We start from the raw sequence: 24,773 nt of genomic DNA on the forward strand, positions 1-24,773 counted from the left end.
GCACGGGCCAACGACTATCATCCGCACAAACCAGTACGGATTTCCGGTCTATGCATGCTGCTGCAATGACGTGCCGTATGTCACACCTCCCGATGCGTGCACGAGAGCGCCGACGCAACGCGGAGCCGAGCCGAAGCAGCAGCCCAAAGCGGAGAAGACGAAAACGGAGTAACGGTGACGATCGGCGCTAAGTCCGGCTTCGTATCGCATCGTGCCGGGTCAATCTTATGACCCGCCTGAACCCGGACCACAGCTTCAGCGTGCCGAACGCGGCGCCGGCCCCAGCCTTTCTGCAACGGCCGCGCACGCGGCACGCAACGGCGCAACGTAGGTCTCGAGCGGCGTCTCGCTGCGCCTGAATAGCGGAATGCTGACGCTGATACACGCAATCGGCAGTCCATCCGCGCTGCGAATCGCGCATCCGTAGCAGAAGATCTGCGCTTCGTTTTCTTCGCGATCTTCCGCATAGCCGCGCTCGCGCGTGGCATCCAGTTCGGCGCGCAGCGCCGCGGGCTCGATGATCGTGTTGGGCGTGAAGCGTGTGAGCGTCAGGCCTTCGAGCAACGCATCGCGCGACGTGCGATCCAGTGCGGCGAGATACGCCTTGCCGACCGAACTCGAATACAGCGTCACGCGCGTGCCGATCCGCGATGCCATGCGCACCGCGTGCGGACTCTCCAGCTTTTCGATGTAGACCATCTCGCTGCCGCTTCGCACGGCGAGATGTACCGTTTCCTGCGTCGCGTCGCGCAATGCCTGCAACGCGTCCGCTGCCGCGACGCGCACGTCGGAGCGCTCCCAGCTGCGGCTCGCGAGCATCATCAGTCGCGGGCCGAGCTCGAATGTTCCGCCGCGCAGACTCTCGACGACGAGCCCTTCCGCGATCAGCGCACCGACGATCCGATATACGGTCGGACGCGGATAGCCGCTCAATGCGGCCAGTTGCGGCACACTTGGCGCATCCTTTGCATCGGCGATCAGTTGCAGCACCGACATGAACTTGGAGAATGCAGCCGTGCCCGTTGCGCGCGCGGCTTCAATGGCGTCGGTGGTGGGATTGGACATGATCGCTTCGGGAACTGAAAAGGCGATGCGATTATAGCGAGCCGCCGCACCGCGCCGTTTCGTTTGCTTTCCGCATCGACGGGCGGCTGCCGCGTCACGCGACCAGGTATCCTCCATCGACAGGCAGCACCGTCCCCGTGATGAACGACGCGCCCGGCGAACAGAGAAACGCGACGGCGGGACCGATATCGTCGGGCGATCCCCAGCGTCCGAGCGGCGTGCGATCGAGAATCGCCCGCGAGCGTTCGTCGTTGTCCTGCAGCGCCCGCGTAAGAGGCGTCGCGATCCAGCCTGGCGCCACGGCATTCACGCGAATGCGATCGGCCGCGTAGGCAATCGCGAGCGACTTCGTCAGCTGCGCGACGCCGCCCTTGCTCGCGCTATAGCCAGGCACGAGTCCGCCGCCGAAGAAGCTCAGCATCGAAGCAGTATTGACGATCGCTCCGCCGCGCTTGCGCAACAGCGGCCGCGCCGCTGCGCACGCGCGCATCGTGCCCGTCAGGTTCACGTCGAGCACTTGCGCGAATACGTCGGGATCGAATTCGTCGCCGCGACGTATCACGCCCGCGCAATTCACCAGCATGTCGAGCGACGTCAGTGATGCGAACAGCGCATCGACATCGTCTTTCGATGCGACGTCGAGCGACGCGGTCTCGATGCCTTCGGCGGCAAGCGCGCTGCGTTGCGCGTCGGTCGGCGCGAGCGCCGCCGCGATCACGCGCGCGCCGAGCGCGGCCAGATAGCGCGCGACGCCCGCGCCGATGCCCTGCGTGCCGCCTGTGACGACGGCCGTCTTGCCTGCAAACAGATCGTGTTGAAACGTCATGTCGATGTGCGAATTCAAGGTTTGTTCGACGTTGTATTACGCGCTGGCTTGCGCGGCGGCGCCGTGCTCGCCTCTGTCCACGATCGGCACGCGCACGACGAACATGTACACGAGCGCCGCTGCGAACGCCACACCCGCGCTGATCAGAAACGCGTTGACGAACGAGTGCGTCCGGTCGACGACCATGCCCGTGATGAACGGTGCAAACGACCCGCCGAAATAGCCGCCGAAGTTCTGGATGCTGCCCAGCGACGCCACCAGATGACGCGGCGTCGCGACACTGACGAGCGCCCACGCCGCGCCGCTCGCGAGATTGACGAAGTACATCGCGAGCGACAGATAGACGATCGCGAGCGTCAGCGTCGGCGTGTAGGCGGCAGGCACCGTGAACACGGCCGCGCCGATCAGCCCGCAACAGATCGGCCACTTGCGGCTGCGCATCGGCGCCATGCCGCGCGCCATCAGGCCATCGGCGATAAAGCCGCTCGACAGCATGCCGAGCGTGCCGAAAATATACGGAATCGACACGACCCAGCCCGTCTTCGCAATCGTCAGATGACGCTCGTGTTCGAGATACGCGGGCAGCCACGTCAGATACAGCCACACCATGTAGATGACGCCCATGAAGCCGAAGATCATGCCCCACGTCGTTGCGGACCCGAACAGGCCGCGCCATTCCGCGAATGTCATCTTGCGTTCGGCGCGCGCGAGCGGTTCTTCTTCCGTCAGATGCCTGACCTCGTTCGGCTCGAGCGTCACGTCGCCGCGATTGCGATAGATCAGGTACCAGCCGATCGCCACCGCGATGCCGAGCACGCCCATCACGACGAACATCCAGCGCCAGCCGAACGCGAGCAGCAGGACCGTGAGGATCGGCGGCGCGAGCGCGGGTCCGATCGTCGACGAGGTCGTGAAGATGCCCGTCGGCCGGCCGCGCTCGCGCAGCGCGTACCATTCGCTGACGACTTTCGCGCCAGCCGGAAATTGCGGCGCCTCGCCGATGCCAAGTGCGATACGCGCCGCCAGAAACTGCGGCAACGTATGAACGAGGCCGCCGCACAACTGCGCGCACGACCACACGAACATGCCGAGGCCGAGCATCACGCGCGCGCCGAAGCGGTCGAGCATCGCGCCGACGGGAAGCTGCGAAAACGCGTACGCGAACGAGAATGCCGACAATAGCAGACCCATCTGCGAAGCCGAGAGGCCCAGTTCGGTGCTCACCGAATGATTGGCGATGGACAGCGTGCTGCGATCCAGATAATTGACGATGCCCGCCAGCGTGAGGAACGTCAGCGCGATCCATTGAATGCGCCGCAGGCGCGGGGTCTTCGGTTGCATGTGTTGTCTCCTCCGAATGCTCTTTTGAGTCTATGTGGAAGGGTGTTTGACGACGATGAATCAGTAGGTGGCGCGGCCGCCGGACAGATCGAACACCGCGCCCGTGTTGAACGAGCACGACGACGAACAGAGCCACAGCGCGAGTTCGACGACTTCATCGGGTTCGCCGAGACGCTTCATCGGGCTCTTGTCGATCATCGTCTGCACGTGCGACGGCGACATCTGTTCGAGCAGCGACGTGCGCACCGCTGCAGGCGCTATCGCATTGACGAGCACGCCCGTTTGCGCGAGCTCCTTGCCGAGCGACTTCGTCAACGCGAGCACGCCGGCTTTCGCCGCGCTGTACGCCGACGCGTTCGGCGTGCCTTCCTTGCCCGCGAGCGATGCGATGTTGACGATGCGTGCGTGTCCCTCTTGGCGCAGTACGGGCACCAGTCGACGGCAAACATTGAAGGTGCCCGTCAGGTTCACGTCGACGATGCGCGACCATTCCGCAGGATCGTATTGTTCGAGCGGCATCGTCGGACCCGCATAACCGGCGTTGTTGACGAGCAGCGCGATGCCGCCGAAGCGTTCGAGCGTTGCGTTCGCGGCGCGCTCGACGGACGCGAGATCTGTGATGTCGACGGCGAAGCGCGCGATGCGCGAATCGTGGGAGTTGCAGGCATCGGCTGACCCGGTGTCGCGAGCCGTATCGCGATCCCATATGGCCACCGATGCGCCGCAGTCCGCGAGCCGCCGCGCGATCGCGGCGCCGATGCCGCGCGCGCCACCCGTGACGACGGCCACGGCACCTGAAAAGTCATACGATGCGCGGCGCAATTCGAAAGGCGCGCTCACCGCTCACCTCACGAACTGATCGACGTAGTTCGCGCCGAGGCCGACGCGCGCGTAGTGCGCGCGGCACATGTCCAGCTTCGTGAACACGTCTTCGTAGCCGGTGTGCTTGCCATACGGATCGCAGTAGTACATCACGCCGTTGACCTGGAAATACGTGATCATCTCCTCGACGTCTTCCGGCACGTACAGCGTGTGCGTTTCGCCCGGCGGCTCGAACACGTAGCTGCCTTCCGTGGCCACCCAGTCGTGTTCGAGATAGCGCCAGCGGCCCTTGAGCACCATCCCATGCACCGCCTGCGGATGACGATGCCGGCTCAGGACGCCCGACTTGCGCACGCGCAGCAGGTTCATCCAGTAGCCACTTGATACGTTCAGGCACAGCGGCCGGAACCAGACGTTGTCGGCCTGCGGAACCCACAAGCGTTCGTCTCGCGGAATCGCAGACTCGACGACGATTTCGCGTAATGCTTCCGGCGGATTGGGAAGCTGATAGGGCGTCATCGCATCGACGCCACTCGGTGGGGTTGTCATGTCGCCTCCTATGTGTTGTCCATATTGCGGACACTTACTTCGTATTGTGGACACATAGTCGGACGATTTGCGAAAGGTGTCAAGGCCTGTATGGCACTGACTCGGGCTGATCCCGTCCGTTTCCGCTCGCGATGCGAGCGGAAACGGATGACACAGATGCGATGTGCGCTGAGGTCAGTTGTCCGCGTTGGCCGACACGAAACTCGTGAATGCGCTGTACGGCGGATTGAGTGTCACGCCATTGGTCATAACGCCAAAGGTGTTGTCTCCGCTATCGAGGACGAAGTACATCACTGACTGAATGTTGTGCGTCTTGCGCCCCTGATAGAACTTGCCCAGCGTGCTGGTGATGTAACTCGCGCGGTAGTCCTGCGATTTCTCCGGTCCGGTGTTCCATTCGGTGATGACGAACGGCACGCCATATCGGGCCTTGCAATACGTAGGCAAGTCGAATCCCGGGCCTGCACCGTCAATGCCGATGTTGAAGATGTCGCCGTACACCTCGTAGTTGTGCCACGTCGTGATGTCCCACCGTACCTTCGGATAGCCGCCCGAGCCATCCGGTTGCATGCCGTCCCACAGCGCGTCGGCCGCGCCAATATCCGCGACACAGAAGTTGATGCCGCATTTCGCATCGGATTGAACCGCCTTTACGCCGTCGATCATTCCGCGCATCACGCCGCGCATGACGGGCCAGTTCAGGTTGTTGAAGTCGATTGCCTTAGTGCCTGCGCTGGTGAAGTCGAGGACGGTCGGAACCTGCCGCGTCAGTTCGTTTCCGCATTCATAGACGGTAACGCCATATGGCTTGAGTGCATTGGCAACGGTCATCGCAGCCTGCAATCCGCGGTTATATGCGGCAGATTCGCTGGTAAACAGAATGCCATTCGAATCGAAGATGCCCTGGTTGATCAGCACGAGCAGTGAAATGCCACTCGACTGGAACGCTTGTGCCAGCTTGACGACGGCATTCACCTGTTTCGGATCGTCCGAACATCCGACACGATAGTTCGTGCAGCCCATGCTCTTCAGGATCGAGATGAGTTGCGCCGGCGTGTACGTATAGTCGAAATGCCCGTTGATGCCATAAAACGATCCGGGCGGAGCGCCGACAGCGACGCGAGGATCGCTACACGGCAGCCATTTGTCGAGGTCGGTGTGCACATAGAACTGCCCACCCGTGCCGATGTGCCACATCTTTCCGCCGTACCAAAGCAGCAGCGACACGTTGTATGTGTTCCCCACGGTACTGCCATTGCGATAAATGACACCGTTGCTCACCGTCCATTTCGAGCCCACCTTGTCGATGATGGACGAAGCCGAAGGGATCGCCGTCCCGTCAGGCGAGGCTCCTGCTGCGATCCCCGAAGTCTGACCATACGCGTTCAGTAGATACGCACCGCCGAGAGCCGTGAGGCCGCCGAGAAATTGACGTCGTTTAATCATTTTTTAACTCGAGCCTATAGAGAAAAGTTTTCAGAACAAACACAACCAGGTGATCGCTTGAAATGGAAAAGACGGCGCGAGCGAACTCGCATTACGCAGTAGTCCTTACTGGTAACAACGGTTCTTCGCCTGCTCAATGCGGGGAAATGGAGAACTGCGTAAGCCGCCTTTACGACTATGAAGGCGGTGATGCTAAAGCGCGGGTGTCGCCATACCTGCGGGGCGCACCTTTTCGAACCCGGCAGACCCTTGCGCAGCGGGTTTCGACGATTCTCCTTTTTATCCTGCCACTACTTGCCGTCTATCCTGATGCACTTCGCCGATGCGTAGCGCCGATGCATGCGCAAACATTGGCATTCGCGCATAACCGGTTCTGCAAGCTGTTCGCGCGTGCCCGTTCGATCGGGGTAAATAATACGCGCATCGCGGCTCAATTTGCATACGAAAGCAGGTACATTCGTCTAATTAGCGCGATTCTTTCCATGTTCATTTTTGAAAAGGAAATTCCGCCTTTCTGATTCACGCCAGCAAAGATCTTGCGCGCGGCTCTGACGACTGGTTTGTCCGATGAGGTAATTATTGGATGTTATTCGCTCGCGAGTACACAGTGCCGTCGATCGACGATCGGCACAATCAGCGATAAAGGCGCCGCGCCTTTGTCGGGCAAGACATAATTACCGGTAACACGGCGGTCAAATACCGCTGAAAAATTAATCGCATTGAGAAATTTTTTTCGGAATCGACCCTGGCGTTGAACGCACTTTCGCGCCACAAATCAGGCTATTTCGGCACGCGGCCCTGCAACTCGATATAAAGCTGCGCCGCTCCACCGCTCACACGCTCGAGCGGATGAGTGTTGCAGTAGTTGTCCATCCACGCGATCAGCGAGTCGTAGTCGGTGTCGCGCAGAATGTCGACCCGGGTTCCCGTTGCGAGCCCGCTCAAATATCCGAGTAACCAGGACTCGCTCGTGGCCTTATCAGAGACCGAGTTCTTTCGGGCTATCCACTGGCCGCATGACGGAACGCCCATTGCGGTTGTTGCGTGCGCCACATCGGGGCAGTTCACAGCAGTTGCAATCGCCAGAACGCCTAGCCATCGTCGGAACATATGTGTCATTCGTTTCTCACCCGGTTTTCAGTTCATTGCTCAAAGCTTCCGGTGATAAGAATGCGATTTGGTGTTTCGGTTCCTGCATGCGCAAGCAGGAGGAGTGGACAAAGCGCTGGATCGCGATGAGTTCCACTTGGACCTACCGCGTCACGCAGCGGGCGGCCCGCTCGTCCCTCTCACGACGAGTTCGATCGGCAGGCATTCGGACCCGGGCGTCGTCTCGTCCTTCATCCAGTGCAACAGCGCACGCGCCGCATGCACGCCGAGTTCATAAGTCGGCAGGAGAACCGTGGTCAGGGAAGGTGTGATCTGCGAGGAAATAGGCAGATCGTCGCAGCCGACAATCGACAGTTGACGGGGCACGTCGATGCCGCTGCTCTGCGCTTCGAACAGGCATCCCATCGCGAGGACATCGTTGCCGCAAAAGACGGCCGTCGGCGCGGGACGCAATTGCATCAGCTGCTTGAGCCCCGCGCGGCCGCCCTCGTAGCCGAATGGCTGCTCGACGACATTCGCTTCGGGCAGCCGGATGCCCTGCTCGGCAAGCGCTTGTCTGAAACCCTCGACGCGCTGCCGCGCGCGATCGTTTTGCCGCGTGAACCCGGAGATTACGCCGAAACGTCTGTGTCCGAGTTCCAGCAGATGCTGCGCGGCAAGCCGCCCGATCTCGCGATTGTCGAAGCCGATGACAGGTGCAACGCTTTCCGAGCCGGCCGCTGCTTGTCCCGGGTAGGTCCACATCAGCAGCAGCGCGACACGGCTTGCCCTGATTAATTCGAAGGTCTGCGGCGCATGGTCGATGCCGACCAGAACGATCGCATCGACCGAGCGTTCGAGGAGCGCACGGACCACTTCGATTTCGGCTGCCGGATTGTATTCGTGTGCGGAGATCAGCAGTTGATAGCCGGAGCTCGACAACGTCGACTGCAGCCCTTGCACTGCGCGCGCGAAGATCGCGTTGTCGAGCGTCGGCACGATCGCACCGACCAGCCGCCCTCGCCCGAGCGCGAGTGCGCGCGCCGAGCCGTCCGGCACGTAGCCAAGTGTGGCGATCGCATCGCGTATGCGAGCCCGCGTGTCGGCCTTCACGACGTCCGGGTTGGACAGCGCGCGCGAAACCGTCGATGTCGAGACGCCAGCGAGAGCGGCGACATCGCTTATGCGGGCCCGGGACAAGGTACTCATGGCTTGCGGTGTGCGACTCGTTCAGTTGCTGGGATTCTAAACCGCGCCTGCAAACGCAAGACAAAAACCACGCACCAGTTTAGTGGAAACCCCGATGCAACCGCAGCGGGATCGGCCTATATTGAATGCAAGCGTTTGCATTCCGCCAACCAAGTCAGCTTCCGAGACCATTGGCGTAGAAAATCTCAGGGCTTTCCAGCCCTTTTAAAGTCTGCCAAATGCAAGCGCTTGCATTATTTGCAGATCAACAAGGAGATGGCAATGAGCGTTGTCTACCTGAAGAAGGCAGCCAGGACGCCCGAGAGCGAAACGGCGACTGCGCAGCAGGTCGTCCACGAGATGCTCGCGCGCATCGAGACGGGCGGCGAAGAGGCCGTGCGCGCCTACGCGAAGCAACTCGATCAGTGGGATGGCCCCATCATCGTGTCTCCCGAGGAGATCGAGCGGCGCGCACTGGAAGTGCCCGCGCATGTACGAGCCGATATCGACTTTGCCGCGCGCCAGGTATTCGATTTCGCTGTCGCCCAGCGCCGCTCGGTCGAAGACTTCGCGGTGGAGCTTCATCCGGGTGTGACCGCGGGCCAGAAGATCGTACCTGTCAACGTCGTCGGTTGCTACGCGCCGGCAGGACGTTACGCGCACATCGCGTCCGCGTACATGACCGTCGCGACCGCTAAAGCGGCCGGCGTCAAGACCGTCATCGCATGCTCTAGCCCGTTTCGCGGCGGCGGCATCCACCCTTACGTGCTCTATGCGTTCAAGGCTGCGGGCGCCGACGTCGTGATGACGCTCGGCGGCGTCCAGGCGATTGCGTCGATGGCGCAGGGTCTCTTCACCGGCAAGCAGGCCGACGTAATCGTCGGACCAGGCAACAAGTTTGTTGCGGAAGCCAAGCGGGCGCTGTTCGGCAAGGTGGGCATCGACGTGTTTGCGGGTCCGTCCGAAATCGCCGTAATTGCCGATGACACAGCCGACGCGCGGATCGTCGCAAGCGATCTGGTCGGCCAGGCCGAGCATGGTCACGAGTCGCCTGCGTGGCTCCTGACGACCTCGCGAACACTCGCCGACAACGTGATGCGGCTCGTGCCCGAACTGATCGCCGGCCTTCCGCCGACCGCGCGCGATGCCGCAGGAGCAGCATGGCGCGATTACGGCGAAGTCGTGCTCTGCGACACGCGCGAAGAGGTGGTACAGGTATCGGATCGCTACGCCGCCGAGCACCTCGAAGTGCAGGCTGCGGAACTCGACTGGTGGCTTGAGCACCTGACCTGCTACGGGTCCCTCTTTCTCGGCGAAGAGACCACGGTCGCTTTCGGCGACAAGACGAGCGGGCCCAACCATGTGTTGCCCACCAAAGGCGCCGCGCGCTATTCGGGAGGACTCTCCGTTCACAAGTTCATCAAGACGCTGACGTGGCAACGCATGACACGCGATGCAGCGAGGCAGATCGGCGAAGTGACCGCGCGTATCTCGCGCCTCGAAGGCATGGAAGCGCACGCGCGCACCGCCGACGACCGGTTGCGCAAGTACTTTCCGAACGACCAGTTCGTGCGCGGCGAACCCGTTGTGGTTTGACGCACTCTCACGCGTTCACAGTCGAAGGAGCACGACTTGAACATACATCGGATGTTCGATCTGCATGGCCGCACCGCATTCGTCACGGGCGGCAACGCCGGAATTGGCGCCGCATTGGCGCGGGCACTGGGCTATGCGGGCGCGCGTGTCGTGCTCGTCGCGCGCCGGCACGGCGCGCTCGATGACACCGCGAGTGCGTTGCGGGCGGAAGGCATCGACGCGCACACGAGCGCGTGCGATCTCAGCGACCTGTCGGCGGCCCGCGCATGCGCGCTCGACGCGGCGCAACGGCATGGGCCGATCGACATCCTCGTCAATGCGGCCGGCGTCAATATGCGTCAACCGTTCGAAGAAGTCACACCGGATACATGGCATCGGCAGCTCGCGATTCACCTGGGCGCGCCGTTCTTTCTCACGCAGGCACTCGCGCCACAGATGAAAGCGAACGGCTACGGCCGCATCATCAATATCGCGTCGCTGCAGTCGTATCGCGCGTTCACCAACAGTGCGCCCTATGGCGCCGCGAAGGGAGGCGTCGTGCAACTGACGCGTGCCATCGCGCAGACGTGGTCGATGCACGGCATCACGTGCAACGCGATCGGCCCCGGGTTCTTTCCGACGGCGCTGACAGCGCCCGTATTCGACGATTCCACGCTCGCGGATCATCACGCGAAGCAGACCTGCATCGGCCGCAATGGGCGTCTCGAAGACCTCTACGGCGTGGCCGTCTTTCTCGCCAGCGAAGCGTCGGCCTACATCACCGGGCAGACGATCATGGTCGACGGCGGCTATACGGCGCGTTGAACGCGGCAACGGAGCATATCGATGAAAGCACTTGTTTATACGCAGCCCAATGAGATCCAGTTGATGGAACGCCCTTATCCCGAGATCGGCGATGACGAGGTGATCGTCAGGATCGACGCGGTCGGCATTTGCGGCTCGGACATGCACGCGTTCCATGGCCATGATCCGCGACGCAAGCCGGGGCTCGTGCTCGGTCACGAGTTCTCAGGGACGATCGCCGACACGCGTGCGAAAGACCTGCAATGCGGCGCGCGCGTCACAGGCAATCCTTTGATCACATGCGGCCGCTGCGAGTACTGCGAGCAGGGACGCGACAACCTCTGCTCGAATCGCACGATGGTCGGCATGACGCGGCCTGGAGCGTTTGCGGAGTACATGTCCATTCCGGCTTCGAGCATCATCGCGATACCGCCGGACATGCCCTCCGCGCACGCCGCCGTCACCGAACCGGCAGCGACCGCGTTGCATGCGCTGAACCTGTCGATGCGCGCATTGACGAGACCGCTGCCGGAAAGCCGCACACTCGTCATCGGCGGCGGCGCGATCGGCATGCTTTCGGCACTGCTGCTTCGCTCATATGGCTGCCGCGCGGTCGAGCTGGCGGAGGTCAATCCTCTAAGGCGGGCATCGGCTGCGGAGCACGCCGGCTGCACTGCCTTCGATCCGCTCGCGAGCACTGTGCCCGAAAACCGCTTCGACTTCGTGATCGACGCCGTAGGCGCAAAGCCGACTCGCGCCCTCGCGCTGGCTGCCGTCAAGCCGGGCGGCGTCATCATGCATATCGGGCTGCAGGATTGGGCGAGCGAAATCGATATGCGCAAGCTGACGCTCGCCGAAATCACCTTGCTCGGCAGTTATACGTATTCGATGGCCGATCTTCGCGCGACCGTGGCCGCGTTGCATGAAGGGGCGTTCGGCTTGCTTGAATGGCTCGACATTCGTCCACTGAACGAAGGCGGTCGCGTCTTCGCCGAACTCGACGAGGGCCGCATTGCGGCGAGCAAAGTGATCCTGACACCGGAAGCATGATGGGTCCGGCGATGGCGCATTGCGTCCCGGCCCGTCAACTACCGAAGAGAGCGCATGAGCGCCTGGAGGGTAACGAGGTCCCAAGGACCCTTTCCGATGGAGAACCCACGAGGAGGCAGCATGAAACAGGAGTTGGTCATCCGAAGCGCAAAGGACGTTTCCGATTTCGTCGATGAACAGGCGGGAGGCCGGTCAACGTTTTTGATCGTCATGGTTGCGCTCGGCGGTGTCTTCGTCGATGCGTATGACTTCACGAGCCTGGGCATCGGCGTTCCCGCGCTCACGAAAACGTTCGGGCTCAGCCCGATCGAAGTGGGCAGCGTCACGGCAATGATGGCGATTGGCGCGTTCATCGGCGCGATCTGGGGCGGCAAGGCAACGGACAAGGTCGGCCGGTACAAGATGTTTCTCGTCGATCTCATTCTGCTCGTGGTGGCCGCGCTCGGCGCGGCGCTGTCGGTGAACCTTCCGATGCTGCTCGTCTTCCGGTTTCTGCTCGGTCTCGGCGTGGGGCTCGACTTTCCGGTGGCGCTGAGCTTCATTGCCGAGTTCGTCAACCGGCGCAAGCGCGGCGCCGGTGTGAATCTGTGGCAGTTGATGTGGTACGTCGCTGCATCGTGTACCGGCTTGATCGCCATTCCCTTCTATTTCGCCGGCTTTGGCGATGACCTGTGGCGAGTGGCCGTCGGATTCGGTGCCCTGCCCGCTCTGATCATCCTCATTCTGCGCTTCAAGTACGTCAAGGAGAGCGCACCGTGGGCCGCACAGAACCTGGGCCTGGCCGAGGCCGCGCGCATTCTCGAGGCCACGTACAAGATCAGGACACGTGTCGTGCAGGACGCGGCCCAACGCGTCCCGCCGTTGCGCGAGCAGGCGGCCTTCGGCGAGATCTTTACGTCGCGATTCATCAAGCGAACCATTCTCGTATCGGTGATTTGCGCGACGCAGAGCCTCGAGTATTTCGCCATCGGATTCAACCTCCCGTCGATCTCGCAAGCGCTGTTCGGCAAGGAGTTCATCAACGCGATTGTCGGCGCGATCGCGTTCAACGCATTCGGGATCGTGGGCGCGGTGCTGGGTGTTGCGGTGACGAAGCGGATGGGCGCACGGAGGATGGCCATCGCCGGCTATGTGCTCGTGCTGCTCTCGTTGCTTGCGCTCTTCAGGCTGCACGATGCGCTGCCGATTGAATACACGGGCCTGCTCGTCGGCCTGATGATCCTCGGTCATGCGTTCGGTCCCGGCGCTCAGGGCATGACGATGGCCGCGCTCTCCTATCCGACGCGTATCCGCGGAGTCGGCACCGGTTGGGGACAAGGCATGGTTCGCGTGGGGAGCATCACGGGGTTCTACTTCTTTCCGCTCCTCGTCGCGGCGGTGGGCTTCTACAACATGATCGGCATTCTGATGCTCGCGCCCGCGCTCGGGCTGGTCGCGGCGCTGCTGATCAAATGGGAACCCGTCGGAGCGACCATCGAGGAGAGCGACGCGCAACATCGCACAGAGGACGCCGTGCTGGAAGGCAACATGTAGCGGTTGCGGCCGGGGACTACGCATCGCATCCGATCGTGCGAGCAAGCCATGACAGTAGTCCCCGATTGCCGATGCCGTGATCGAAGCGCGATGTGCGACGCTGCTGACGAAGCAAACGGATTCAGCGCCACTCACGCCTAGCGCAGATCGGCGCGCAACTCGCGCACGCCACGCCCCAGGCGCTGACGTAGCAGCGTTCGCAGCGTCGCGCCGTCGACATAACCGACTTCGGTGGCGATCGCTTCGAGGTCGAGGCCGCTGCCATGCAGAAGCGATTGCGCGCGCTCGACGCGCAAGTCCTGAAAGTAGGCGAGCGGCGATTTTCCGAGCACCTCCTGGCAACGGCGCTGCAACGTGCGCGGGCTGGTCGCGAGCGCGGCGGCGGCTTCCTGCAGCGAGAAGCCTTCCTTCAGATGATCGCGTGCCCATCGCTCGAAACGCTCGATCAAAGGGTCCGCCAGCGCCAGATGATTGGGGATGATGTACGGCGCCTGCAGTGAGCGGATGTCGGCGAGCAGGTAACGTGAGACGAGTGTGGCCAGCTCCGGGCTTGCCTTGCGGATCAGCCAGAGCGCGAGATCGAGGTGCCCCATCGCTGCGCCTGCCGTCACGCCGATATCGGTCGCCACGAGCATGCGCGATTCGTCGAGCGAGACATTCGGATAGCGTTGCCTGAAGAGCGGCGCGAGCGACCAGGTCGTCGTCGCTTCCCGATGATCGAGCAGTCCCGCTTCGGCGAGCAGAAACGTCCCGATACACGACGCGGCGATGAACGCGCCCTGATCCCGCCACTTCTGCAATTGCTCGGTGGCCTGCTTTACATCCGCGCGTTCCAGCGCGGGAAGCAGTACGTCCGGAGTCGTTGCGCCGAGTGCGGGAACGACGACCCAATCCGGCTTCAGCGCGGGCGTGATCGCTTGCACGGGGATCGCGAAGCCGTGCCCCGAGCGCACTCTCTTGCGCACGCCCACGACTGTCACGTCGAAGCGCGGCGCCCCGCCCATCGCGCGTGAAGCCAGCTTGTTCGCGGCTCCGAGCGCATCGAGCGTCACGGCGAGCCCGGTATCGAAAACTCCATCGAGAGCGAGGACGGCGATACGCATGGCGTAAATGACCATAAAGTTGTCATATGCGACGATACAGCTTTTGAAGGCTACATTGGACTCCGTCAGGGATCGACGTGCAGAACCAGTCAGCCGCGCCTTGTCGTGCTTTTTCGCTGCTTGCCGCTCCGCGCAGTGGGCCGCGAATCATTATCGTGCCCATGCAGCGGTTCGTCATATGAGGTAGCGACCGCGCGCAGACCGTGCCGGACCCGGTCGATGACGTGCCCCTCCTGTCGTCTCGCGTAGACGGCATACGCGGACCACGAAAACTCCGGTGCGCCGTTGACGAGCCGCAGACGGCCGTCCGCCAGAAACGGTTGCGCGGTGCCGATACGAAAATAGCCCGATCCTCCCACCGACAACAAATAAGTAAGCGCCAATGGGCCGAGCGAAATGGAAACGGGCGGATTGCTCAGTTCGGGAAAGGCCGCGTGGTGATTCGCCGCAAAGCTCGGACCCCAATCGACGAACACATACTCCGCAGGGTCCATCGCGGCGTCCGGCGCGGTCGTCACCATGACCAGCCGTTCCTCGACCAGCAACTCCGAAATCAGATCCGGACGTTGCGGCGGATTGTAGAGAACGGCAATGTCGAGTGAGCCCTCGTGCACGCGATCGAGCAATCGCATCGGACTGTCGACCTCCGCCCGCAACGCAATCTCCGGGCACTCGCGATGCATCCAGATAAGCCAGTCGGTGAGAAGCGGATGCCACAAGCTGAGCTCACCACCGAGACTCACGCCCTCTTCCCGTCCGGGCGGCAGCGCGACATGCTGGCGGGCCTGCTCCCACACCTGAACCAGGGTCGTCGCGTGCTGGACGAAGCGCTCGCCTGCCGTCGTCAGGCGCGCGCCCGCCTTGTTACGCACAAAAAGCCGGCGTCCAAGCTGTTCCTCCAGCGTGCGGATTCGTGCGCTTACCGCCGTCTGCGTGAGGTGCAGGCGCTCGGCGGCCGAGATGAAGCTGCCGCTCGCCGAGACTTCCAGGAAGGTGCGCGCCAGGATGATGTCCATCGTTTCATAACAAAATTTTTGCACTGAATTGCAATGATAATGCATTTGCCTATTGATACGAGCAATCGGACAATGGTCATGAAGCGATCGAGGCTGAACTGTCCGGACGCTCATGACGCAGGACGGCAACTTGCATAAGAGGTGAACTCATGATGGAACTGATCATTGCGGGGGGAATGGCATTCGGTTTAGGAGCTTGGGCGACCGTATTGCTGGCAACGCATATTCCCGAGCAACTGCTTATCGGTGGACAGGATCACGGCCGATATGCGTACCTCGGCAAAAGCGATGACACTGCCGACGCAACGTCATCGAACAGCATCGACGTCAAACCGTTTCGTCCCGCATTCGCCGATGCGCGTTCGCGGGCGCGCCGTTACGCGAATCCACTTCGGGAAAGCCGCAGGCGTCGCGCGCTCGAGCAGGGAGTCATCCGCGTGACGATTACCGATTAACTGCCAGGATCGCGATGGCCTTACCTCGTGCGGCGAGCCGCATTGGCTCGAAGGATTGGAAAACGCGTCGATGCACGTCACCCTCTACCTCCCTCGCAACGACTAGCGCAACCCAAAGTCGTCGATAACGCGCGATATATGATCGAATTGAACTGCTAGCAGTGCACTTCTCATGTAGCGCCTTTCCTGGGAGACCGATGATGGACGATTCGATGTATCCGCTGCCGGACGCTGAGATTGCTGCCCGGCGTCGCGAACTTGCACCCGCTCCGCTCGCCGCATTCAAGGCGTTCACTGAAAGCGTCTTTGCGGACGGAGCGTTACCGGCAAAGACAAAAGAGCTGATCGCAATTGCGGTCGCCCATGTCACGCAGTGTCCCTATTGCATACGCGGACACACGAGAGCGGCTATGAAAGCGGGCGCGACCGACAACGAGATCATGGAGGCGATCTGGGTCGCGGCCGAGATGCGCGCAGGCGCTGCCTTCGCTCATTCGACTATCGCACTCGACATGATGAGGAAACAGCACAAATAGACCGATATTCGCTATGAGGCGTCATCACAGTGACGATCTCATAGCGAAACACTGAAGCCGCTCTAATATGCGCACGCGGGCGCGCCCGCGCCCTCGCCCTCGCCCTCGCCCTCGCCCTCGCCCTCGGGCACATCGTATGCAAGAAGCCCCGCGTCACAAGAACGATAGACGCAAAGGGGAACACACTGATGGCGGCATCGACGGGCGCCACAATGCAAGCGATGCTGCAGACGCTGCGCGAGGTCTTCGGCCTCGATTCGTTGCGGCCAGGCCAACGCGAGATCATCGAGAGCGTCATGCAGGGCCGGGATACGCTCGCCATTATGCCGACGGGGGCGGGCAAATCGTTGTGCTACCAACTGCCCGCGATGCATCTGCGTGGCCTGACGCTCGTCGTTTCTCCGTTGATCGCGTTGATGAAAGACCAACGGGACAAGCTGGCCGCAGCGGGTGTCGACGCGTTGCAGATCAACAGCACGTTAAAGGCGGACGAAGAACGCGACGCATACGAAAGGCTAAACACGGCATTGCGAGCGATCGTGTTCGTCACGCCGGAGCAGTTGGGCAAACCGTCACTGCTGGACGCACTCCGAGGCAGCCGCGAACGACCCAAGGGCACGCGAGACATCGAGCCCGTGCGCAAGCGCGTGAGTCTCGTTGTCGTCGACGAAGCGCATTGCGTTTCGCAATGGGGCCACGATTTCAGACCGGCCTTTCTGCAAATCGCCGATGCCGTCCGCAGTCTCGGGCGTCCGCCGATGCTCGCGTTGACGGCAACCGCAACATCGGCCGTCGTCGACGATATCGTGCGCTCGCTAGACATGCGCGAGCCGTGCGTGCTGCAAACAGGTATCTATCGCGAGAATCTGCACTACAGCGTAATGCAAGTCTCCGTGTCGGGCGGCAAGGGACGCGCATCGGCGCGTTCCGCGCAGGCAAAGCTCTCCGCCATCCGCATGCTGCTCGCGCAAAGCGACGAACCCGGCATCATCTACACGGCGACCGTCCGCGAAGCAGAGCACCTGTCGGCGACGATCCGCGAATGGGGCGTGCCTGCCGCGCTGTATCACGGCCGGATCAGATCGCGCGAGCGGCAGGAGGCGCAGGACCAGTTCATGCGCGGAACCGCACGCGTGATGGTCGCAACGAACGCATTTGGGATGGGCATCGACAAAGGCGACATTCGCTTTGTCGTCCACTATCAGATGCCGGGCAGCATCGACGCCTACTACCAGGAAACCGGACGCGCGGGACGCGACGGCGAAGCAGCCCAGTGCGTGCTGCTGTTCGATCTGAATGACCGGCGCGTCCAGCAGTTCCTGATGCTCGGCCGCTATCCTGACCGCGAGCTCGTCGAACGCGTGCACCACGCGCTTGCGCAATTCGACACGACATCGACGACAGGCGTGAGCACGCACGAACTCGCACAGGCGATCGGCGATATCGGACGCAACAAGCTCCAGGTTGCGCTCAGGATTCTGCTCGACGCGGGACTGGTAGCGCGCAACCGCGCGCGCCGGTATGTGCTGCGCGATGAGGCGCAAGACGACGATGCGCTCGCAGCAGCGCTAGAACGATACGGTGAACTGGCCGGGCGCGACCGTGCCGCTTCAACAGATGATCGACTACGCGCAGACGGGCAGATGCCGCTGGCGCACGATCCTCGAATACTTCGGTTATAGCGATGAGTTCGAGCGATGCGGCACATGCGACAACTGCCTGAATCCGCCGCATATCGAGCCCGTACGAGAACCTGTTACCGCGCAAGGCCGCATGCTGGATACCGCGCGCAGGACGCTCGACGCGCAGCGCGGCTTTGCGCGCGGCCAGGCGGTTCGCGTGCGGAAATACGGCACGGGCCAGGTAGCGTTTGCGACGGCGGAACAGGTCGCGGTGCTGTTTCCCGATGGAACGACGCGCACTTTTCTCTCACGCTTCGTCAAGCCCGTCGATGCTGAACGCCGCGCTTCTCGCTAGCCGTGTCGAGGCCGCTTCGCCTATCCGGATAGCGTCCAGGCAAAGGCCGCGAGGTGTACTCGTGCTGCGCGGAACGCGCATTGCTCGAACGATAGCGAACCGATCAACCATGGAGGCTCGTATGTCCACTGGCAAGAAGGAGCAGCACCCGAACAGCGACAAGCCGGAGCATGTCGTCGACAAGGCGATTGAAGACACCTTTCCGGCAAGCGACGCACCGGCGACGGGCGGCACGACGCGGATCGAGTCTGACAAAGACACACGCGATAAAGGCAAACCCGAGCGATCAAAGGACGAAAAGCACTGAGGTGTTCGACACGGCGAGCGTGAAGCAATCGCCATGAACCGGACGCAGAAACGAGCAGACGTTATGCGTCGCCGGAGGATACCGGTTGTCGATGGGTCGAAGGCGTTGCCATCCTTCGGCGGGCACGAGGACTCGGATCATTAGCCGCGAACGTAAAAATGCGTCGCGGCACGGTTCGGCTCTTGTCATACCTCCGACAAGAACGCCCGTGACAATAACGGGTTTCCGCTCGTTGCCACGACGCTTCCTCCACGATGTCGACTACCGTTGATTTTCCCGCGCCGGTGCGCGACTGGATCTTGCACAATCTCACGCGCGGCGTCGACGCGCGGTCCGTGGTCAATGAACTCGTCAGCCACAAGACGGCTGTCGAAGTGGCGGCCGCAATGGTCGATGCCGTCGCCTCAGCCCTGCTGTACGGCACATCGCTGCCAGGCGAGCGGCTGGAGATAGGCGGCGCACCCGTCAGCTACGAGCCCGAGCCGCTGCGTGTGCCCGAAGGCCCGCTGATCCGCCTCGGCGAGCGGGAGGTGCGCGTGCTGTTGCGCCTGCAACGGCCCGCTGCCGTCCTCTTTGCGGACTTGCTCGGCGCAGACGAATGCGACGAACTCATTGAGCTCGCCCGTCCTCGCCTCATCCGCTCGACCGTCATCGATCCCGTCACGGGCCGCAATATCGTGGCCGGCCATCGCAGCAGCGACGGCATGTTCTTTCGTCCGCGCGAGACACCGTTGATTGAACGCATCGAGGAGCGCATCGCGGAACTTACCGGATTCCCTGTCGAAAACGGCGAAGGCCTGCAGATGCTTCGTTACGAGGCGGGCGCGGAATCGACGCCCCATGTCGACTACCTCGTCCCCGGCAACGACGCGAATCAGGAGTCGATCGAGCGCAGCGGTCAGCGCGTGGGCACCCTGCTCATGTATCTGAATGACGTCGAGTCCGGCGGCGAAACGGTCTTTCCGCAAGTGGGCTGGTCAGTCGTGCCGCAACGTGGCCAGGGATTCTATTTCGAGTACGGCAACCGTTCCGGCCGTTGCGATCCGGCATCGCTGCACGCGAGCGCGCCATTACGCATCGGCGAAAAATGGGTGGCGACGAAGTGGATACGTTCGCGGCAATTCGTGCCGCGCGGCTAGTCAGTTCGGTACGTCGGCAAGCGCCATGCTCTGCGCCGAAGCTAGCGGGCGCAACCATCGCCCTGCCTATGCGCTCGGCGATAACGTAACTCTGGCGAGCCGGGCCTGTGTGACCCGCACACCCGGCTCGTGCAAGTTCAACGCTGGAAGATCTCGTCGGCGACCCAGCCATTCGACGTCAGATGCACGCCTTCGCGCAACTGCATCTTGCCCTCGCCTTCGATCACGCGCGCGAGCATCGGGAAGACGCGGCGCACGTCGTCGTTCTTTGTCCACGGCGCCGGCTCGATCTTGTACGTGTAGATCACCGACGTGGCCGTCTGCCCATTTTGCGTGACGGGCGACTCCCATCCGACAACCTTGTCGAGCTTGAGCGTCGCCACACAGAGATCGGCCGGATGCGTGACGCGCGACGTCCCCGTCGCGATGACGACGGGGATGTGCAGGTAGTACTTCTGACCTTCCGCCGTGAGTTCGTAGGAGCGCGCGTTCGCGGTGATCTTCTTGCCGCTCTCGTCCTTGCGTTCGACGACGACGTCCTTGCCCGCGACGAGCCCGATCTTCTCGAGCACGGGCATCTGCACTGCGTCGCGGCTCTTCGCGGCCTGGTCGTCGGTCGTCACGTAGATCGGCCAGTCGTATTTCGCAACGCACAGATGGCCGCGTTTCGCGAGGAAGTCGTTGATCGTCGTGGTGAAATTGTCGATGCTCGCGTCCTGCGTCTTGTCATGGCAGCCGCTGAACAGCACAACGGTAATCAGGGAAGCCGTGACGCATGCATGGCGCGCGGCAGTGGAACGTCGCTTCATGGTGTTGTTGCTCTGGTTAGGTGTTGCGAAAGTGCGTGCAGCGCGCACCGCTAGAGCAGCCGTCCGCGCATCGTGATCAGTTCACACAGGCTCCGCTCGTCGGCGGCGTTGCAGGCGCCTGATAGCCATCCGTCAGCGCGTTCAGGAAGCAGATCACGTCCTGAATGTTCTGCTCGCTCATCACCGGCGCGGAATGGAATGCGCGCGGCTGCGTGCCGCTGCCGAGCGTGTTGCTGCCGCCGTCGCCCGTGCCCATCGGCACTTCCTCGTCGACGTTGCCCTGATAAGCCGTCGGCAGGTCGTTGAAGGTCGACACGGCCGCACCCGATGCATACGTCGGGAAGAGCGCGTAGGTCGGGTTCTGCGCGACGTTGCTCGTGTCGCCGCCCTTGCTCGGATACCAGTACTCCGGATTCGTATCGCGCGTGTTGTAGAAGTGGACGACCTGCGTGAGCGAATGGAACACGCCGTTGTGGAAGAACGCGGTGCGCGTCGCCACGTTGCGCAGTGTCGGCACCTTGAACAGTCCGCAATACGAATCGGCCGCGCCGGGCGCGCTCGGCGCATGATCCGTACGAAACGGTCCGCACAGGCCCATGTCGTAGTACGACGCGTCGGCGTTGGCGGGGATCGGGCTGGGGTTGTTCGGAATCTGCGTATCGTTGCGCGGCAGCCCGAGCGACTGATACGTGAAGTCGGTCATCAGGCCCACGCTGCCGTTGAAGTTTGCGCCGGCATAGTGACATGCCGAGCAGTTCGCGGTGTCGTTGAAGACGACGAGGCCGCGCAACTCGGCCGCCGTCAGCGTGCCGCCGATCTTGTTGCTCAGGTACAGATCGAACTTGCTCGAATAGGGATGAAGCGTCGGCTCTTCGCTCTGGAATGCCTGCAGTGCCTTGCCGATACTCGCGAACGCCGTGTCGGTATTGGCGAATACGCCTGCGCCGAACGCCTGCTGGAACAACGCCGCGTACGACGCATTCTGCACAGCCTGGACCACGCTCGCCTTCGAAGAGTTGTTCATCTCGATCGGATTGAGCAGCGGAAGAGCCGGCTGGTCGGCGAGCGAATCGGTGCGGCCGTCCCACATGAAGCCGCCACCGGGCGCGTTCTGCGACACGCCATCCGGATTCTCCGCGTTATCGGCATAAGCGGGCGTCATGTCCTTGTAACGCAGCGACGGCACGGCGCGCACACCGGCCTGTGACGGATCGGACCCGAGCTGCACCGCAAGACTGTTCGGCGGACCATATGCAAACGCCGGGTTGTGACAGCTCGCGCACGACATGTTCTTGTTGCCGGACAGGTTCTGATCGAAGAACAGTTGCCGGCCGACCTGCGCGGCAACACTGAGCGTGACCGTGGGCGTGGATGCCGGCGTGGATGTCGATGTAGACGAGCCGCCACCCGATGAAGCCGACGACGCGTCGTTGCTTCCACCGCCGCCGCACGCGGCCAGGATCAGCGAGAACGCGCATAGGGCGCCAGCATAGAGTTTGCGCATGTCGATTTCCTGTTCTTTGTTTTGTCTGGTTGCGTGTGGCCTTCAGCCCCATGCGCGATAAAAGGATGAGGCGACCCAATGAAACGGCTAGCCGAAACAGGCGGCCCGCTCGAGAGCGGACCACCATCCGGCGATGCAAGAGGAGCAAGAACCAATGGCGGGAGGCGGCAAGCCGCCTCCCGGGCCGCTTCTTACTTGCTGACTGCCCAGACGTTGGCCTGCGTCTTGTCGGGACCGACTTGCGCCGTCGCGAGGGACGTACCCGACACGTCGCCCGGATTGAGCTTTTGCGTGTACGACGTGGGAATCACGTAAGCGTGGTTCATCGGACGCACCGAGTCGAAGTGCGTATCGGCGCTGCCCAGGAACTCCGGCAGGTTCGCGATGTTCTGCGCGATGAACCGCTCGGTGTACTTCGCACGGCTCAGGTACGACGCATCGTTACCCGGATCGCCGATCTGGAACATGTCCTGCAGCGTACGCACGAACGAGAAGTGGCTATATGCATCGCTGTCGACGACGCCCGTACCGTTCTGCTGGTTCGTCAGCACGCCGAAGATCGAGTTGCCGTGACCGAAATTGCCGTTGCTGTAGTTGAGCAGCGGCGAGGCGGTCTTGATCCACTTGCCCGTCGAATCCTGCTGCAGCGGTTGATCGCCACTCGTCTTCGACGTGTTCCAGCCGCAGCACGACGTGCTGGTGCCGCCGCCTTCGTCGAACATCACGACGATCGCGACCTTGCGCTGACGGTTCGCCCACAACGGCGAGCTCTCGATCCTGGTGACGAGCTGCTGCACATATGCGTCGCCGCGCTGAATGATCGGGTTGCCCTTACACGATGTATCGGAGCCGACGCTGTGCATGTCGTCGCACTGGTCCGGCATGATGAAGTTCAGATTGCCGACGTCGCCCGTCGCGAGGTCGGTTCCCAACTGGTCATAGTCGTAGCCCGCCGGAATCGGATAAGCCGTCGACTTGGACCACGCGGTCGCATCCCACTGCGTACCGGCTACCGTGCGATTGTCAGCGAAGAACTCGGGCAGATTGCGCGTGCTCTGGTAAGCCATGCCCGGATGGTGCTTGGTCTTGTACAGACCGCCCGGCACCGCATAGTTGGCCGTACCAGGGCCGCCCGCGCCCGTGAACGTGCCCGTCACCGCGGTATCGGCGATGCTGTCGGCACGCGGGTCCTGGCCGGGGTTCATCGACTCGCTATAGGTACGCCACGTCATGCCCGCCTGCGAGATCAACGTGAAGAGGCTCGGAGCCGAGACGTTGTGGTTCGCCACGGAACCGATGTTGCACGACGCGTTGCCATAGCTCGACAGATGCGCGCTGTCGAGCGGGGGCGTCGTCTGGGTCGCCACCAGCGGTTGGCCGTCCGATGCCTTGCCGCCCGCGAACGCGACGTCCGTCGGCGCATTGTTCGCGCCCGTGCCAGGCGCGCCGGCACCGCAACCCCACCAGCTGTCGTCCGTGATGCCCCAGTCGTCCGCGCCGCCAAGCGCCGTGTAGTTCGGCTCGCTCGGGTTGCCCGTCGCGTAGTACGTCGTGAACTGGCTGCCCGTCGTCAACAGGTTGTTGATGTTCGGCGCGTATTGCGAGCCGAGGATCGAGTTCGTGCTCTTGTTCTCCATCATGATGATGAAGATGTTGTCGTAGCGCGGGATGCCTTCGACGTTGAACGCAGCCTGTTGCGCCTGTGCAAACGTGATGGGTGCCTGAGTCTGAGCCGGCGTCACGGCGGTCGCGGCCGTCACCTGTCCGGCGAGCGGCGGCAGTGCCGGGTCGCCTCCGAGCACCGCGAGATTGTCCGGATACAGGTCGGCGCGATCGAGCTTGGTCGTCGCATACGTGTAGCGGCTCGCGAGCTGGTTCTCTTCGAACAGCACGACTTGCTGCTCGGTGCCCGAGAGCCTGTTCACATCGCCGAGGGCATCCGCACCGCTCACCGTCACAGCCGACGCCGACGCGCCGAACGCGGGACCCGTCAGGCGGTTCGCGACATTCGTTTTCTCGGTTGCGTAGGTGCTGCCGTTTGCCTCGACAAGGCGCTGCACTTCGCTCGACATCGGGCTGATCACGACGTTGGATGCGCCTTGATCGGCGATCTGTGCAACCGACGCGCGAAGAATCATATGGCTCGTAACAGCCGCGCCGCTTGCCGTGTTCTTCGCCGACGTCGGAATGTCGGCGACGAGCTGTCCACTGCCGCTGGTTTGCAGCGTGAAATGACCGTTGCTATCCGTCTTCGCCGACGGCTCGCCGGAGTCGAGCTTGCCGTTGCCGTTCGTGTCGACGAACACGGTAGCGCCCGTGTAGTAGCCCGCCTTGATGGTCGGGTCGCCTGTCGTGCTGCCCGGTACATAGGCGCTCGACGTGACGACGCCACCGTAAGTCTGCGTCTGTGCCGTCGCTGCAGGCGATGCTGATCCGTTATCGTTGCCACCGCAAGCGGCCAGCATGCAAGCTGACGCGATCGAAGTCAGGAAAAGCGCATTACGTTGAGTTAGTTTTACCGACATTATGGGGGTTTCCTTTTGTTGTAGGTGCGACTTCTGTGCTTCACGAAGCCGGCTTGCGATATTCACAAGACGCGACAACGTGAATCTTTCGATACCTTGGGAGGAAACAGGTAT

Annotated in this window: 22 protein-coding genes and 1 pseudogene; 10 read left to right on the top strand and 13 right to left on the bottom strand. The window is 62.4% G+C overall.

Annotated features, from left to right (window positions below; all coding sequences use genetic code 11):
- Positions 1-255: 255 nt before the first annotated feature.
- The 6 genes from BMW76_RS15415 to BMW76_RS15440 form a co-directional block, all read right to left on the bottom strand.
- Positions 256-1,065 carry an IclR family transcriptional regulator gene (locus BMW76_RS15415; protein WP_090866391.1) on the bottom strand — a complete coding sequence of 270 codons (810 nt, stop codon included), beginning with the start codon at positions 1,063-1,065 and terminating at the stop codon, positions 256-258.
- Between the two features lie 94 nt (positions 1,066-1,159).
- Complete coding sequence (locus BMW76_RS15420; protein ID WP_090866522.1) at positions 1,160-1,891, bottom strand: SDR family NAD(P)-dependent oxidoreductase; 732 nt, start codon at positions 1,889-1,891, stop codon at positions 1,160-1,162.
- 36 nt (positions 1,892-1,927) lie between these two features.
- A complete protein-coding gene (locus BMW76_RS15425; protein ID WP_090866393.1) occupies positions 1,928-3,232 on the bottom strand; it encodes an MFS transporter in 1,305 nt (434 codons plus the stop codon).
- A 60-nt stretch (positions 3,233-3,292) separates the two neighbouring features.
- A complete protein-coding gene (locus BMW76_RS15430) occupies positions 3,293-4,072 on the bottom strand; it encodes an SDR family NAD(P)-dependent oxidoreductase (RefSeq protein ID WP_090866395.1) in 780 nt (259 codons plus the stop codon).
- Between the two features lie 3 nt (positions 4,073-4,075).
- Complete coding sequence (locus tag BMW76_RS15435) at positions 4,076-4,603, bottom strand: 2,4'-dihydroxyacetophenone dioxygenase family protein (protein ID WP_090866397.1); 528 nt, start codon at positions 4,601-4,603, stop codon at positions 4,076-4,078.
- Positions 4,604-4,777: 174 nt separating this feature from the next.
- Positions 4,778-6,049: a hypothetical protein gene (locus tag BMW76_RS15440; RefSeq protein ID WP_090866399.1), complete on the bottom strand. Its 1,272-nt coding sequence runs from the start codon at positions 6,047-6,049 to the stop codon at positions 4,778-4,780.
- Positions 6,050-6,111: 62 nt separating this feature from the next.
- On the opposite strand from BMW76_RS15440, the gene BMW76_RS40345 reads away from it, so the two are divergent.
- On the top strand, positions 6,112-6,567 hold the full coding sequence (locus tag BMW76_RS40345) for a hypothetical protein (RefSeq protein WP_143062265.1): 456 nt from the start codon (positions 6,112-6,114) through the stop codon (positions 6,565-6,567).
- Positions 6,568-6,829: 262 nt separating this feature from the next.
- Here BMW76_RS40345 and BMW76_RS41145 read toward each other — a convergent pair whose 3' ends face one another.
- Together BMW76_RS41145 and BMW76_RS15450 are read right to left on the bottom strand one after the other, a co-directional pair.
- Complete coding sequence (locus BMW76_RS41145; protein ID WP_177200394.1) at positions 6,830-6,994, bottom strand: hypothetical protein; 165 nt, start codon at positions 6,992-6,994, stop codon at positions 6,830-6,832.
- Between the two features lie 315 nt (positions 6,995-7,309).
- A complete protein-coding gene (locus BMW76_RS15450; protein WP_090866403.1) occupies positions 7,310-8,347 on the bottom strand; it encodes a LacI family DNA-binding transcriptional regulator in 1,038 nt (345 codons plus the stop codon).
- Between the two features lie 261 nt (positions 8,348-8,608).
- Here BMW76_RS15450 and hpsN point away from each other — a divergent pair, with 261 nt between their 5' ends.
- From hpsN to BMW76_RS15470, 4 genes are all read left to right on the top strand, one after another.
- Positions 8,609-9,922, top strand: a complete 1,314-nt coding sequence (gene hpsN, locus BMW76_RS15455) for a sulfopropanediol 3-dehydrogenase (protein ID WP_090866524.1) — start codon at positions 8,609-8,611, stop codon at positions 9,920-9,922.
- Positions 9,923-9,958: 36 nt separating this feature from the next.
- Positions 9,959-10,726, top strand: coding sequence for an SDR family NAD(P)-dependent oxidoreductase (locus BMW76_RS15460; protein ID WP_090866405.1), 768 nt, complete (start codon positions 9,959-9,961; stop codon positions 10,724-10,726).
- 21 nt (positions 10,727-10,747) lie between these two features.
- Positions 10,748-11,755, top strand: a complete 1,008-nt coding sequence (locus BMW76_RS15465; RefSeq protein WP_090866407.1) for a galactitol-1-phosphate 5-dehydrogenase — start codon at positions 10,748-10,750, stop codon at positions 11,753-11,755.
- Positions 11,756-11,875: 120 nt separating this feature from the next.
- The gene (locus BMW76_RS15470) at positions 11,876-13,288 is read left to right on the top strand and encodes an MFS transporter (RefSeq protein WP_090866409.1); all 1,413 of its coding nucleotides are present in this window, start codon (positions 11,876-11,878) and stop codon (positions 13,286-13,288) included.
- Between the two features lie 137 nt (positions 13,289-13,425).
- Here BMW76_RS15470 and BMW76_RS15475 read toward each other — a convergent pair whose 3' ends face one another.
- Positions 13,426-14,391, bottom strand: coding sequence for a GlxA family transcriptional regulator (locus tag BMW76_RS15475; RefSeq protein ID WP_090866525.1), 966 nt, complete (start codon positions 14,389-14,391; stop codon positions 13,426-13,428).
- Between the two features lie 89 nt (positions 14,392-14,480).
- Complete coding sequence (locus BMW76_RS15480) at positions 14,481-15,536, bottom strand: LysR family transcriptional regulator (protein WP_322789271.1); 1,056 nt, start codon at positions 15,534-15,536, stop codon at positions 14,481-14,483.
- A 20-nt stretch (positions 15,537-15,556) separates the two neighbouring features.
- On the opposite strand from BMW76_RS15480, the gene BMW76_RS15485 reads away from it, so the two are divergent.
- From BMW76_RS15485 to BMW76_RS15505, 5 genes and pseudogenes are all read left to right on the top strand, one after another.
- Positions 15,557-15,862, top strand: coding sequence for a hypothetical protein (locus tag BMW76_RS15485; protein ID WP_143062266.1), 306 nt, complete (start codon positions 15,557-15,559; stop codon positions 15,860-15,862).
- A 197-nt stretch (positions 15,863-16,059) separates the two neighbouring features.
- Positions 16,060-16,398: a carboxymuconolactone decarboxylase family protein gene (locus BMW76_RS15490; protein WP_218162535.1), complete on the top strand. Its 339-nt coding sequence runs from the start codon at positions 16,060-16,062 to the stop codon at positions 16,396-16,398.
- Positions 16,399-16,586: 188 nt separating this feature from the next.
- A pseudogene (locus tag BMW76_RS15495) lies at positions 16,587-18,375 on the top strand (RecQ family ATP-dependent DNA helicase).
- Between the two features lie 121 nt (positions 18,376-18,496).
- Positions 18,497-18,682 carry a hypothetical protein gene (locus tag BMW76_RS15500; RefSeq protein WP_090866415.1) on the top strand — a complete coding sequence of 62 codons (186 nt, stop codon included), beginning with the start codon at positions 18,497-18,499 and terminating at the stop codon, positions 18,680-18,682.
- Between the two features lie 254 nt (positions 18,683-18,936).
- A complete protein-coding gene (locus BMW76_RS15505; RefSeq protein WP_090866417.1) occupies positions 18,937-19,821 on the top strand; it encodes a 2OG-Fe(II) oxygenase in 885 nt (294 codons plus the stop codon).
- Between the two features lie 137 nt (positions 19,822-19,958).
- Here the strand turns inward: BMW76_RS15505 and BMW76_RS15510 are convergent, their stop codons facing one another.
- The 3 genes from BMW76_RS15510 to BMW76_RS15520 form a co-directional block, all read right to left on the bottom strand.
- The gene (locus tag BMW76_RS15510) at positions 19,959-20,630 is read right to left on the bottom strand and encodes a hypothetical protein (protein WP_090866421.1); all 672 of its coding nucleotides are present in this window, start codon (positions 20,628-20,630) and stop codon (positions 19,959-19,961) included.
- Between the two features lie 76 nt (positions 20,631-20,706).
- Positions 20,707-22,134, bottom strand: a complete 1,428-nt coding sequence (locus tag BMW76_RS15515) for a cytochrome-c peroxidase (protein ID WP_090866423.1) — start codon at positions 22,132-22,134, stop codon at positions 20,707-20,709.
- A gap of 191 nt (positions 22,135-22,325) precedes the next feature.
- Complete coding sequence (locus BMW76_RS15520; protein WP_090866448.1) at positions 22,326-24,659, bottom strand: alkaline phosphatase family protein; 2,334 nt, start codon at positions 24,657-24,659, stop codon at positions 22,326-22,328.
- Positions 24,660-24,773 lie beyond the last annotated feature (114 nt).

The organism is Paraburkholderia diazotrophica (assembly GCF_900108945.1).
Taxonomy (GTDB): Bacteria; Pseudomonadota; Gammaproteobacteria; order Burkholderiales; family Burkholderiaceae; genus Paraburkholderia; species Paraburkholderia diazotrophica.

Coding starts and splice junctions, on each gene's coding strand:
- BMW76_RS15425 (WP_090866393.1), bottom strand. CDS start 3,232: ATGCAACCGAAGACCCCGCGCCTGCGGCGCATTCAATGGATCGCGCTG.
- BMW76_RS15485 (WP_143062266.1), top strand. CDS start 15,557: ATGATGGAACTGATCATTGCGGGGGGAATGGCATTCGGTTTAGGAGCT.
- BMW76_RS15515 (WP_090866423.1), bottom strand. CDS start 22,134: ATGCGCAAACTCTATGCTGGCGCCCTATGCGCGTTCTCGCTGATCCTG.
- BMW76_RS15415 (WP_090866391.1), bottom strand. CDS start 1,065: ATGTCCAATCCCACCACCGACGCCATTGAAGCCGCGCGCGCAACGGGC.
- BMW76_RS15420 (WP_090866522.1), bottom strand. CDS start 1,891: ATGACGTTTCAACACGATCTGTTTGCAGGCAAGACGGCCGTCGTCACA.
- BMW76_RS15490 (WP_218162535.1), top strand. CDS start 16,060: ATGATGGACGATTCGATGTATCCGCTGCCGGACGCTGAGATTGCTGCC.
- BMW76_RS15500 (WP_090866415.1), top strand. CDS start 18,497: ATGTCCACTGGCAAGAAGGAGCAGCACCCGAACAGCGACAAGCCGGAG.
- BMW76_RS40345 (WP_143062265.1), top strand. CDS start 6,112: ATGGAAAAGACGGCGCGAGCGAACTCGCATTACGCAGTAGTCCTTACT.
- BMW76_RS15440 (WP_090866399.1), bottom strand. CDS start 6,049: ATGATTAAACGACGTCAATTTCTCGGCGGCCTCACGGCTCTCGGCGGT.
- BMW76_RS15505 (WP_090866417.1), top strand. CDS start 18,937: ATGTCGACTACCGTTGATTTTCCCGCGCCGGTGCGCGACTGGATCTTG.
- BMW76_RS15475 (WP_090866525.1), bottom strand. CDS start 14,391: ATGCGTATCGCCGTCCTCGCTCTCGATGGAGTTTTCGATACCGGGCTC.
- BMW76_RS15470 (WP_090866409.1), top strand. CDS start 11,876: ATGAAACAGGAGTTGGTCATCCGAAGCGCAAAGGACGTTTCCGATTTC.
- BMW76_RS15510 (WP_090866421.1), bottom strand. CDS start 20,630: ATGAAGCGACGTTCCACTGCCGCGCGCCATGCATGCGTCACGGCTTCC.
- BMW76_RS15465 (WP_090866407.1), top strand. CDS start 10,748: ATGAAAGCACTTGTTTATACGCAGCCCAATGAGATCCAGTTGATGGAA.
- hpsN (WP_090866524.1), top strand. CDS start 8,609: ATGAGCGTTGTCTACCTGAAGAAGGCAGCCAGGACGCCCGAGAGCGAA.
- BMW76_RS15450 (WP_090866403.1), bottom strand. CDS start 8,347: ATGAGTACCTTGTCCCGGGCCCGCATAAGCGATGTCGCCGCTCTCGCT.
- BMW76_RS15520 (WP_090866448.1), bottom strand. CDS start 24,659: ATGTCGGTAAAACTAACTCAACGTAATGCGCTTTTCCTGACTTCGATC.
- BMW76_RS15435 (WP_090866397.1), bottom strand. CDS start 4,603: ATGACAACCCCACCGAGTGGCGTCGATGCGATGACGCCCTATCAGCTT.